We start from the raw sequence: 11,969 nt of genomic DNA, 5'->3' as shown, positions 1-11,969 counted from the left end.
CACGAGCGGACGGGTTACAACAACCCCGATGCTGACGGATACATCGAGCGATTCTTCCGGTCGCTGAAGGAGGAGGAGGTCTGGCTGCAAGAATACAGCAGCTTTACCGAGGCGAAAGCGGCGATCGAGTCATACATTCACTTTTACAACACGGACCGACCTCATTCCGCACTAGGTTATCGGTCACCGTCGGAATTCAGAAACTGGAAAATGCAACAGAACGCAGCGTGAGACGGTTTTTATCTGAATTGTAAATCTATCATCTCTTTCTTAAAAGCCATCCCATCTGTCTTGACAATGTGGGGTTCAATACGCGCCCGCTTCTTCGAGGACCGGGACGATGACGCCGAGTGAAGATGTGGCGAACAGCAGCGTGAGCATCCACGGGTTGGCGCCCACTGTAGCGGCGTGCACCAAAACCCAGGACGCGGAAAAACTGAGCAGCAACGTGGCGCAGAACATGAACAGAGCCACACGCAGGAGTGGAACTCCGCTGTCGGACCGGACGTGTGTGCGCGTTACATCGATTTCCAGACCGGAAATGAACATGAGGACGTACAGACCGATGGCGCCAAGAGTGGACAGCAGATGCATGAATTCCGTCGGAAGCGGCATGGGGTCGGCCTGCAGAATCACGCCAAACAGTAGGTAGCCGATTGCGGTGGGCACCCGCAGCAACGGGATATGGCTGAGGGCGACGGAAAAAAGAACGACGCGGCCAGGATGCAGAGAAACCATTCAACGGTGCCGCTCATCGGACGATACCTCCTGCGCTGGGCCGGGCGTGGTTGTCTCTTTCACATGTTATTCATCATCCATATGTGATTGTGGACAACCATATGAGTGGATGGGAGGAGAATGGAATGTACGGGGCGAAGGATGCGGTCGACTTTTTCGATATGCTGGGACAGGTGGAATGGCAGCTGGATTTGCAGCGCACGCTGATTCACTGGGTGGGGTTGCGCGATAGCGACGTGGTGCTGGACGCGGGTTGTGGCGCCGGAAGGTTCTTGTTGCAGTTGGCACAGCGCGTTCGGTGGGTGACCGGGTTGGACGCGGATGAACCCATGCTGCAGAGGGCGCGGCTGAACGCCGAAGACCATGAACTGGACAACGCCGATTTCGTGCTTGGCGATGTGCTCAACTTGCCGTTCAGCGACGATCACTTCGACAAGGCCATCTGCGTCAATCTGCTGTTTCTGCTGCGCCGCCCGGAACTGGCGCTGTCCGAATTCATCCGTGTGGTGAAACCGGGAGGGGAAGTCATTTTGCTCAATCCGTCGGTCTCCCTAAATCCCTGGACAGGGCAACAATACTGCGACGAAGCGCGGCTGCGCGACTTTGACCGGGAGAGCCTGTTGGCGTTCGCCACGGCAGCCGCCAGACACGGTGGCGTAGATGAGGCCGGACTTTCCAGACAGGTCGCGGCGCTTCGGGCGGAGGTCACCGAATCGCTGCGTCTCATGCATGGGCTGGTACTGGTCTCGCGGATTATCAAGCGTGGGTGATAATTCGCTCGGTATTTTGGACACACTAAAGATAAAAGTTATAAAATGTTTGAAAGTACGAAGGTGGGTTCGCTCGTCAGAATGTGATAGAGTATGTCGTGGGCGGTGCGGCCTATACACCTGGGGATGGACAATGACAAACAAATGAAAACGCAGGGTTAGGAGTCGATGTTGTGAAACTGCTGCAAAAAGTGCAGGAACTTGGGCAAATCTTGAGAACTTCGAGTCATCATGTGGATTTCAATGACATCGCCCAATTTCTCAGTAAGATGATGGAATCCAACGTATATATCGTCGGGCGCAAAGGCAAGATTCTCGGATACGGTGTGCACGAGCACGCGCTGACCGAGGAATGGGTCAACATTCTGACGGTGGAAGAACGCTTCCCGGGGGATTTCAACAAGCATCTGCTGCGCATTGAGCAGACGGTGGCGAATTTGGAGGACAAAGAGGCGTTCTACGTCTTTTCTCCTGAAGAGAACGAGTCGTTCCGCTCCAAGAACATCACGATTGTCCCTGTGATTGCAGGGCGTGAGCGGCAGGGAACGCTCGTCTTTGCGCGAACCAAAGGTCCTTTTGATGAAGAAGACCTCGTGCTCGCCGAGTACAGTGCGACGATTGTCGCGTTGGAAATCGTTCATTCGCGCCAACAACATAAGGAAGAAGAGAGCCGGTTGCGTGCGCTGGCCCACCTCGCGGTGGATTCGCTCAGTTTTTCCGAGTTGCAGGCGGCGAAGTATCTGATGGACGCGGTGAAGGACTCGCCGGACGGAATTGTCGTGAGCAGTCAGATTGCCGATGAACACGGCGTGACCCGCTCGGTCATCGTGAACAGTATTCGCAAGCTGGAGAGCGCGGGTACGATTGAGAGCCGTTCATTGGGCATGAAAGGAACGCATTTGCGCGTACTGAACCCGTTTGTGGAGGAAGAAATTCAGCGTCAGTTCGAGCGCTGATACGCCGCCGACGGGTTGCCAGAAACGGCCCGCAACCGCCCGTTTTCGCTGACATGCATACCTACAGAATAAGGGTGCAGAACAGGCAGTTCCGCACCCTTTACGCATTGGCGCTGCGGATTCGCTGGGTTCATCCCTGCTGCAGCGCCGCGTCCAATCCCAGCCAGTAGTTGCAGAGAACGCGCAGGCCCTTGTCGAAGTTGTCCAGGGAAAAGTGCTCGTTGGGCGCGTGGAAGTTTTCGTCGCTGAGTCCAAATCCCATCAGGACCACCGGCGCCTTGAGCACACGGTCGAACGTTTCTACCACGCCAATCGATCCGCCCATCCGCGTGAAGGCCGCGGGCACGCCGTACGCCTGCTCGTACGCTTTGGCCGCCCATTGGATGGCCGGGTGGTGGAAGGGTGTAACGTAGGGCCGACCCGCGTCAAACCGCTGCACCGCGACCGTGACACCCGGCGGACAGTTGGCGAGGACATGCTGTTCGATGAGGGACTGAATCCGCACCGGATCTTGGTTGGGGACGAGGCGGCAGGTGATTTTGGCGTGGGCCTCGTTGGGGATGACCGTCTTCGTGCCGGCGCCCTGAAATCCACCGTACACCCCGTTGATTTCCAGTGTGGGCCGCGCCCATGTCCGTTCCAGATAGCTGAAGCCCGCTTCTCCGAACAGTTCGGGGACGCCCAATTCCTTCGCCAGTCTGTCCTCGTCAAACGACAATGCGCGGAACGCCTCGCGTTCATCCGCAGTCAGGGGAACAACCTCATCGTAAAAGCCCTCCACCAGCACGCGGCCGTCCGGATCGTGCAGCGAAGCCAACAGTTGCACGAGCGCGTGTACGGCATTTTGGACACCGCCGCCGTAGAGTCCGGAGTGAAGGTCCGTGTTGGCACCTTTCACATCAATTTGCAGGCTGGTCAATCCGCGCAGACCGTAGCAGACGCTCGGTTGGTTGGGTCCCAGCATGGTGGTGTCGGAGATGACCACAATATCTGCGGCAAACTTGTCCTTGTGCTGTTCCAACAGGGCCGGCAGGTGTCGGCTTCCGATTTCCTCTTCGCCTTCCAGGCAGAACTTCACGTTGACCGGCAAAGATCCAGTGGTTTTCCACAACGCTTCGAACGCTTTCAGATGCATGAACACCTGGCCCTTATCGTCGCTCGATCCGCGCGCGTACAACTGATTCCCGCGTACCGTCGGTTCGAAGGGCGGTGTGTCCCAGAGTTCGAGCGGATCGACCGGCTGTACATCGTAGTGTCCGTACACCAGAACGGTCGGTTTTCCAGGAGCGTGCAACCAGTCGGCGTATACCACCGGGTGACCCGGAGTTTCCATCAATGACACGTGCTCAAATCCGAGCTGGCGCAGTTGATCTGCCAAAAATTCAGCGCACCGGCGAACGTCGTCCGCGTGTTCAGGCAAGGTGCTGATACTGGGAAAACGGAGAAAAGTGAAGAGAGTTTCCAGGTGTTGATTGCGATGTTCGCGCAGGTACTGGTCGTAATCGGCCATGTTCGGACCTCCTTCGTCACGTTATCAACTCATTATACACCTTGACGCCCATCGTCCGCCCTGCACTTTCCATTCACTTTTGCGCGTCCGTGTCATATAATGAATGCAGAAAAGTTTCCCTGGGGAAACAAATTGTCTCGAACGAAAAAATGTTGCCTATGGATAATCTTTGCGTGAAGGGAGGGGGGAGCGGATGAGCCAAGCAACGACAACGCCGCGTCCACGCCGGGCGGATCTGCGTGCGGTGGCCCAGGCGCAGCGCGTGCTCGACGGCAGGCAGCGGGGGCTGAAGTCGGTTCTGCCGTTTCTCGGGCCAGCGCTGATTGCGGCGATAGCGTATGTCGATCCGGGCAATTTCGCCACCAACATCCAGAGCGGATCGGAATTTGGATATCAGTTGTTGTGGGTGGTGGTGCTTGCCAATCTGATGGCGATGGTGCTGCAGAATCTGTCGGCCAAATTGGGCATCGCCACGGGGCGGAACCTGCCGGAACTGTGCAGAGAGCACTTCCCGGTCTGGGTCAACGTCATCCTCTGGATCATTTCAGAGGTTGCCGCCATGGCCACCGATTTGGCGGAGTTTCTCGGCGCCAGTTTGGCCCTGAATTTACTGTGTCACATCCCGCTGCTGATGGCGACTCTGGTGACGGCGCTGGCGACGATGGCCATCTTGGCGATGGATCGGCTCGGGTTTCGGCCGATTGAGATGTTCATCGGAGCACTGCTCGGGGTGATTGCGCTCTGCTATCTGCTGGAGACGATATTTTCGGGACCGGATTGGTCGGAGGTAGCCATTCACGCGGTCACTCCGTGGATTGGCAATCACGACAGCGTGATGCTCGTAGTCGGCATCATTGGCGCAACCGTGATGCCCCATGCCATTTACCTGCATTCCGGACTGACGCAAAACCGGGTTCCGTCGAGGACAGCCGACGAAACGGTCCGGATTTACCGGTATCAGAGGTTGGATGTGGTGCTGGCCATGGTCGGCGCAGGGCTGGTGAATATGGCCATCATGTACATGTCGGCATCGGTGTTTCACCATCACGGTCAGACGGACATTGCCGACATTACCGTGGCGTACCATACGTTGACGCCGCTCCTCGGAGGCGCCGCGTCCGCCGTGTTCTTGATCTCCCTGCTGGCGTCCGGCTTGTCGAGTTCGGCCGTTGGCACGATGGCGGGGCAGCTCATCATGCAGGGCTTCGTGGGCTTTCAGATTCCCGTCTGGGTGCGGCGGGTGGTCACCATGCTGCCGACGGTCATTGTGGTGGCCATGGGGATCAATCCCACGCAAACGTTGGTATTGAGCCAGGTGGTCCTCAGTCTGGCACTGCCGGCGCCGGTCATCACGCTGATTTATTTCACCAGCCGCCGGTCCGTGATGGGCCGATTGGTCAACGCGCGGTGGATGACCGCGCTGGCGTTGGTGATTGCGTGCTGCATCCTGGCGCTCAATGGCGTGTATCTGTGGATGAGCGTGTGAAACCCGCCTCTGTGGACGGCGCAGGATGCGTCCGCGATGGGGTGACGTGTGTGGATTTGGTCATAATTCTCCGTGTTCCGGATCAGTGGTGGGAATACGGGGATTTTTTTTGCTGACACTGTTCGCAGGTGCCGAACAGGTCCAACTTGTGCTGTTCAATGCGGCACCCTTGCGGGGGAGACGGGATGTTTGGACACTCGTACAGATCCTCCACCGCATGACATTGCAAGCACACAAAATGGTGATGATGGTGGCCTTCACAAAACGCGTAGTAGATGCTACCCTCAACAAGAAAAGGGGTCGCCAAGCCGACCTTTGTCAGCACTTCAAGCAGTCGGTATACTGTGGTTAGCCCAATTTGCACGTTCGCCTGTTGGGCGAGCGCATGCCACTGCGCCGGGGTGTACATCTTGTCGCTTTGAACAAACAGATCCAGCAGGGCTTCTCGCTCTCTGGTGAGCCGGAAGTTCTGCTGATGCAGCAGCTTCACAATGGTCTGTTTGTCCATCGTCACCCCTCCTTGTACAGTCAGAGACCTCATCTGCAATCTACACTCCTGGAACGCGGCGTGTCAAATGGTGCGTCGCAGCAGGCTCCAAGGGAGGAGAATGAGCGGTGCCGAACCGGGACTTGATTGCCCGCAAATTGCAGGAACAGAGTCGCGATTGGTTTCCCGGGCGTTCCTGCCATCCGGAGACCAGTCAGATTGAACGCATGATTGAAGCCATTCGCTGGGTGTTGTTTCCAAATTATTTCAAGCCCAGCGAGACGGCGACAGTCTCGGAGTGCATTGATAAACTGCACGCCGTGCTGGCCAGTCAGATTCACCGCGCAGTCTATCAGGCCTGCTTTGAGAAGGACTCCACCCCTGACTCCGCCCGCTTCGCCGAGGAAAAGGCGGATGAGGTGATTCAGTGGTTTCCGACGCTGCAACAGTTGATGTACGAAGACATTGTGGCCACCTACAACGGAGATCCGGCCGCGACCGGTTACGATGAGATCATCCTTACGTATCCGGGGCTGATTGCGCTGATGGTGTACCGGATTGCCCACGTTGTGCATCAGTTGGACGTACCGCTGCTGCCGCGGATGATGACGGAATACGCGCATCGATTGACGGGGATTGAAATTCATCCGGGCGCCACGCTCGGCCGAGGCATTATGATTGACCACGGAACCGGTATTGTCATTGGCGAGACGGCAGTGGTCGGGAACAATGTGAAGATCTATCAAGGGGTTACGCTCGGCGCGCTGTTCTTTCCGCGCGACGAAGCCGGCTTCATGGTGCGCAAGACCAAGCGTCACCCGACGGTGGAAGACAACGTCATTCTCTACTCAAACGCCACGGTGCTGGGTGGGGATACGGTGATAGGGCACGACAGCGTCATCGGCAGCAATGCCTGGGTGACGGAGAGCGTGCCACCGCATTCCAAGGTGATTTATCAGACGGAAAGCGTGGTCACCACCAAGCGGAGTCGCTGAGGCTGAACCCTCGACCTTGGCTGGCTGTGCAGAGTGTGCCCGGGCGAGGCGTTGCCACTCGTCCGATGGCGCTCAATTCACGGCGGAGACTGCGGCAGATGTTGGCCGTGGTCTCCGTCGTGTTTCTTCCATTCTCTCGGTGATGGAGCACTTGGTGCGCCAGAAATACACCGAGACCTGCCGTTTGTCGGCAGGTCTCGGTTACAGAAATGTTCACTTGCTCAGTCGGTACGGCACGGCCACCACTTTGACCGATTGGTTCAACACGAGCCAGGCCATCAACAGGCCGCCCGTCTTGTTGTGGAGGAGTTTGTGCCACCATTTGTGCGTGATGAACTGCGGTATGACGATGGTGATGTTTTCCGGTCGGTATCGGTTCAATTCGTATTGAACAAATCGCTGCAACCGCTTCGCGACGGCACGGTACTGCGAGTGGATGACAATCAGGCGAATATCCGTCTGCAGACGAGCCCAATCCTGCTCAATCTTATCGGTCATGCGCCGCATTTCTGCTTCCGAATCGCTGGTGACGACCGTCACTGCGATGACGTTCTTGAAGTTGCTCGCAGCGTACCGCAGCGCGTTGACCGACGCTTTGTTCACAGACGCAATGGGGACGATGGTAATCCCCGGTTCCTCGGTGCACAGCGGTTCAGAGAAATCGTATTTCAACTGTGCGCGAACTTCCTCGTAGTGTTGGTGCACCTTCACGAACATCACAACCATCAGCGGAATGCACACCAACACCAGCCATGCGCCGTCGAAGAAACGCGTGATGAGGAACGTCAGGCAAGCGGCCATGGTCATCAGCACGCCGAACAGCGTGAACAGCGATTTGACGGGCCAGTTTTTTCTCCGCTCACGGATAATGCGTACGAACATTCCCATCTGCGAAATGGAGAATGTGTAAAACACGCTGACGGAATACAGCGGAATCAGCCGGTTCACTTTCGCGTCAAAAGCGATGGTCAACAACAGGGAAATCACCGTCAGAAAGACGATGCCGTTGCTGTACACGAGCCGATCGCCCTTCTGCAGCATCCATCGCGGCATGTAGCCGTCCCGAGCCATGGTCGACCACAGGGCGGGACAACCGGTGAACGCCGTGTTGGCCGCGATGATGAGGATGCACATGGTGGCCAGCGACACCACGACCGTCAGCGCGTAGCCCACGCCGTGCGTGCCAAACAGCTGCATGGCCTCCTGGTTGATGAGCGGCACTTCCGGATTGTAGGTTAACCCATGCACCAGCGCGACACCGGATACCACGAGAAACAGGACGGACAGCGTGCATACCAGCACCAGCAGTGTGTACTGGGCCCGCTTGGCCGATGGTTCCTTGAACACCGGAACCGAGTTGGAGACAGCCTCCACGCCGGTCAGCGCACTGCATCCATTGGCGAACATTTTCAGAAACAGGAACAGCGACATGCCCTGCACTGCCTGCATGCCCGCAGCGCTTGGAACGTGAATGGACGCTGGGTCCATCAGGCCTTTCACGATGGCCGTGATGCCAATCAGGACGATGCTGGCGACAAACAGGTACGTGAAGGGGACGAAGACATTGGCTGACTCCCCGGTTCCACGCAAGTTGACAATCATAATCGCCAGCGTCAGCAGCACGTTGAACAAAAGCTTGTGATGACCCACGAAGGGAAGCACGGGGCCCACAGCGTCCACGCCGGCGGCAATGGAGACGGCGACGGTCAGGGTGTACCCCACAATCAACGTGGCCGCCGCGGACAGCCCCCATATTTTTCCCAGAGAATTCATGCCGATGGAGTAGGCGCCGCCGCCCATCGGGTAATACTGAATAATATTCCGATATGCGAAAAACAGCAAAAAGGCCAGCCCGATGATGAGCAACGTCCCCAGCAGAGAATAGCCCAGAACGTTGCTGATGTACGCTTTCGCACTGGCTGCCCCGATGAGGATGGCGAGAATCATTTCCATCTGATCCGTGGCGTACGCGACACTGGACAACGCATCCGGTGTCATGATGGCCATGCCCCGTAACACGCCAATCTTCACATGCTGGTTTTCCCTCGTCTTCAAGGGTCGGCCCAAAATCCAACGTTTCAGGGTGTGCACGGTTTCTCAGTCTCCAGTCCTCGCAACATTGTCGGGTCCAGCGGCTTTTCGAAATAAACCGCCACCCGTTCTCTGGTATGGATAACGGAAAAACTGTAGCTTACACAGAAGGTGACCTGCAATGGCGTTTTTTGCCGCGCAATGACCATTCGCGTGGAATTCCAGCCTGTATTCGCAGCGGCGGCGCTGAATCATAACAGCAATCCGCGTAGCTTGCTCAAGCGTGGCTTTTCTCTGCTGGTAAACAAGTAAAAGGCCCTCCTCGCACCTGCGCATGCCGATTGGCGTCTTCGAGGTACGAGGATGCCTTTTTTCAGTGTAAAGTGTGTGCAGCCAGGGTCAGAATTATACCCAAAATTCCGCGACATCCCGATGCGCGATGCAATCCGGGCGACCTATGCGGGCTGACCGCACGGAACCTCTCGCGCAAACGTTCAGAAATATGCCGGGATGTGGTAGTCTTGTCATGAATGTGAAACGTCTTGGCAAAGCGCGGAGACATCGGTTGCTTGGTTGCGCTCGCTGGGCCAACGCAACCCCGGAAGACCGAGTGATTGGCACGGTGTCGTACTACTGGGAACACCGGGAATCCCTGTGGTTGGAGGTCGGGATTGTCATCTACACGCCGTCGTACTGGAATGGGGGATATGGCACGGAGGCGCTCGCGCTCTGGCCCGGGGTTCCGGAGTATGACAGGATGTCCTGACCAGTGGGCGGCGTCGCAGGCGTTGACAGGGACGTTTGCTTGCTTGTGCCTCGCGCATTGTATATGATGAATCCAATTGAATCGATAATTCCTTCGGGGCAGGGTGAGGCCTAGTGCCAATTCCCGATCGGTGGTGACGCACGCCTGTGCGATGCGAAGCCCACGAGCCGCAGCGATGCGGCACGAACTGGTGAGAATCCAGTGCCGACGGTATAGTCCGGATGAAAGAAGGATGGAATGCGACACCGGCTTGGCGAGTGTGGAGCCGACGGTTGGGCGTATCTTTGTACGGGTGGCGCTCCACGGTCCATACGCGAAAAGACGCACGTGTCAATTTCGGATTGCTGTGCCCCGGAGCATCTGCTTCGGGGCTTTGCTGTACAGCGGGGGTGTGCCATGAACGACGAACAATGGATGCGAATGGCGCTGCGGCTTGCCGAAGCCGGGCAGGGGCAGACCGCACCCAATCCGGTGGTGGGAGCTGTGGTGGTACAGCAGGGAGAAGTGGTTGGATTCGGCGCACACCTGAAGGCGGGGACCCCGCATGCCGAGGTGCATGCCCTGCGGATGGCGGGACATCGGGCAGCTCACGCCACCGTCTATGTGACGCTGGAACCGTGCAGTCACCATGGACGAACTCCGCCGTGTTGCGACGCCCTGATTGAGGCGGGGGTCAGCCGCGTGGTGGTTGCTCTCACAGATCCAAATCCGGCAGTGTCCGGCGCGGGCATTCAACGGCTTCGGGAAGCCGGAATCACGGTGGACGTGGGTGTACTGGCAGCGGAGGCCGCCCGGCAAAATGCAGCCTATCTGACGTGGCGGAGATGGAGCCGGCCATTGGTCATCTGGAAGTGCGCGGCGACGTTGGACGGGCGGATTGCCGCGCCAACCGGGCACAGCCAATACGTCACCGGACCGGCGGCGCGCGCGGAGGTGCAATCATTGCGTCGGCAAGTTGCGGCCATCGCTGTGGGCATTGGCACTGTGCTCGCGGACAACCCGCGACTGACCGTCCGCAGCGATTCGGAAGTGCCCGCACATCAACCGTGCCGCGTGGTGTTCGACTCGACGCTGCGAATGCCCGCCGACGCCGTCCTCCTGCGGCAACCGGGAGAGGTGCTGGTGTACTGTACGGCCGCGGCGCGGGACACCTATCCGCAGCGGGCGGCCGCCCTCGAAGCCGCCGGCGCGGAACTGGTGCCGGTGGCCGCAGACGAGGCGGGACGCGTGCGGGTGGAAGACGCGCTCGCGGACCTCGGGCGACGGGGGCTGACCAGCCTGTTGGTCGAAGGCGGGCAGGCTTTGGTCTCGTCGCTGTTGGCGCAGGGAATGGTGGACAAGGTCGTGTACTACGTGGCGCCCAAACTGTTGGGACAGGGCATTTCCGCGTTATCCGGCCCCGTGCCCGCGTCCATGGGCGAAGCGATGCAACTCAAGGATGTCGAATGGGGCGTTGTTGGAGAGGATCTGCGCGTGACCGGATGGCTGCGCCACCCGTGGGAGCGGGAGGAGGAAACGGCGTGTTCACAGGACTCGTAGAAGAAGTGGGAACACTCAGTGCGGTGGTCTGGGAACAGCGAAGCGCGCATCTCCGCATCGCTGCCCAAAAAATCTTGACCGATGTTCAGGTCGGCGACAGCATTGCGGTGAACGGTGTCTGCTTGACGGTGGTGACGTTCTCTGAGTCCGACTTTGTGGTGGATGCCGTGCCGGAAACGATGCGCCGAACCAATTTGGGGAGTCTGGCGATGGGCGCGCCCGTCAACTTGGAGCGGGCCCTCAGGGTCGGAGACCGACTGGGCGGCCACCTGGTGTCGGGCCACGTGGACGGCGTGGGCACCATTCGCGCCGTGCGCCCCGAAGGGCTGGCGACCATCCTGACGGTTTCGGCCCCGAGACCCTTGATGCGCTATGTGGTGGAAAAAGGGGCCATCTGCGTGGATGGCGTCAGCCTGACCGTGATGGACGTGGCGGACACCAGTTTTCGTCTCTCCATCATTCCGCACACCGGCGTGCACACCACACTGGCCGCTGCGCGGGAAGGCCAGCGTGTGAACCTGGAATGCGATATGGTCGCAAAGTATGTGGAGAAACTTCTTTCCACAAGGACGCCCGTGAACGAAGGTGACTCGGTCGGCGATGGAGGCCTCTCGCTGGAGACCCTGCGCAAGTACGGATTCGCCTAACGGAGGGGACGACCGAGCACGGGAGGCGTGAACAGGGAGGGATG

Annotated in this window: 11 protein-coding genes, 1 pseudogene and 1 riboswitch; of the genes and pseudogenes, 8 read left to right on the top strand and 4 right to left on the bottom strand. The window is 58.4% G+C overall.

Going from position 1 to position 11,969, the window contains the following annotated elements:
* The coding region (locus G463_RS0109440; protein WP_026974974.1) for an integrase core domain-containing protein at positions 1-231 on the top strand (231 nt) is incomplete at its 5' end.
* 75 nt (positions 232-306) lie between these two features.
* On the opposite strand, the gene G463_RS0109435 is transcribed toward G463_RS0109440, so the two are convergent.
* Complete coding sequence (locus G463_RS0109435) at positions 307-738, bottom strand: cation:proton antiporter domain-containing protein (RefSeq protein ID WP_026974973.1); 432 nt, start codon at positions 736-738, stop codon at positions 307-309.
* A 125-nt stretch (positions 739-863) separates the two neighbouring features.
* On the opposite strand from G463_RS0109435, the gene G463_RS21725 reads away from it, so the two are divergent.
* Positions 864-1,508: a class I SAM-dependent methyltransferase gene (locus G463_RS21725; RefSeq protein WP_026974972.1), complete on the top strand. Its 645-nt coding sequence runs from the start codon at positions 864-866 to the stop codon at positions 1,506-1,508.
* A gap of 173 nt (positions 1,509-1,681) precedes the next feature.
* Positions 1,682-2,464: a GTP-sensing pleiotropic transcriptional regulator CodY gene (codY, locus tag G463_RS0109425; protein ID WP_026974971.1), complete on the top strand. Its 783-nt coding sequence runs from the start codon at positions 1,682-1,684 to the stop codon at positions 2,462-2,464.
* A 130-nt stretch (positions 2,465-2,594) separates the two neighbouring features.
* On the opposite strand, the gene G463_RS0109420 is transcribed toward codY, so the two are convergent.
* Entirely contained in the window at positions 2,595-3,974 is a 1,380-nt protein-coding gene (locus G463_RS0109420; protein ID WP_026974970.1) for a dipeptidase, read from the bottom strand.
* A 193-nt stretch (positions 3,975-4,167) separates the two neighbouring features.
* On the opposite strand from G463_RS0109420, the gene G463_RS0109415 reads away from it, so the two are divergent.
* Entirely contained in the window at positions 4,168-5,460 is a 1,293-nt protein-coding gene (locus G463_RS0109415; RefSeq protein ID WP_026974969.1) for an Nramp family divalent metal transporter, read from the top strand.
* Between the two features lie 82 nt (positions 5,461-5,542).
* On the opposite strand, the gene G463_RS0109410 is transcribed toward G463_RS0109415, so the two are convergent.
* Positions 5,543-5,968 carry a Fur family transcriptional regulator gene (locus tag G463_RS0109410; protein ID WP_026974968.1) on the bottom strand — a complete coding sequence of 142 codons (426 nt, stop codon included), beginning with the start codon at positions 5,966-5,968 and terminating at the stop codon, positions 5,543-5,545.
* A gap of 107 nt (positions 5,969-6,075) precedes the next feature.
* Here G463_RS0109410 and epsC point away from each other — a divergent pair, with 107 nt between their 5' ends.
* Positions 6,076-6,942, top strand: coding sequence for a serine O-acetyltransferase EpsC (epsC, locus tag G463_RS0109405; RefSeq protein ID WP_026974967.1), 867 nt, complete (start codon positions 6,076-6,078; stop codon positions 6,940-6,942).
* Between the two features lie 213 nt (positions 6,943-7,155).
* Here the strand turns inward: epsC and G463_RS0109400 are convergent, their stop codons facing one another.
* Positions 7,156-9,033, bottom strand: a complete 1,878-nt coding sequence (locus G463_RS0109400; RefSeq protein WP_026974966.1) for an APC family permease — start codon at positions 9,031-9,033, stop codon at positions 7,156-7,158.
* A gap of 493 nt (positions 9,034-9,526) precedes the next feature.
* Between G463_RS0109400 and G463_RS24025 the strand changes: the two are divergent.
* The 3 genes and pseudogenes from G463_RS24025 to G463_RS0109380 all read left to right on the top strand — a co-directional run.
* Positions 9,527-9,706: pseudogene (locus tag G463_RS24025) on the top strand (GNAT family N-acetyltransferase); the annotation flags it as partial.
* A gap of 118 nt (positions 9,707-9,824) precedes the next feature.
* Positions 9,825-9,976: riboswitch (FMN riboswitch) on the top strand.
* 159 nt (positions 9,977-10,135) lie between these two features.
* Complete coding sequence (gene ribD / locus G463_RS0109385; protein ID WP_026974964.1) at positions 10,136-11,278, top strand: bifunctional diaminohydroxyphosphoribosylaminopyrimidine deaminase/5-amino-6-(5-phosphoribosylamino)uracil reductase RibD; 1,143 nt, start codon at positions 10,136-10,138, stop codon at positions 11,276-11,278.
* Positions 11,260-11,925 (top strand): riboflavin synthase, encoded by a 666-nt coding sequence (locus tag G463_RS0109380; RefSeq protein WP_026974963.1) that lies wholly within the window; start codon positions 11,260-11,262, stop codon positions 11,923-11,925. The genes ribD and G463_RS0109380 overlap by 19 nt, the downstream gene beginning before the upstream one ends.
* Positions 11,926-11,969: the final 44 nt, after the last annotated feature.

Source organism: Alicyclobacillus contaminans DSM 17975, assembly GCF_000429525.1.
Lineage (GTDB): Bacteria > Bacillota > Bacilli > Alicyclobacillales > Alicyclobacillaceae > Alicyclobacillus_A > Alicyclobacillus_A contaminans.
This window is presented reverse-complemented; position numbering and strand designations above follow the sequence as displayed.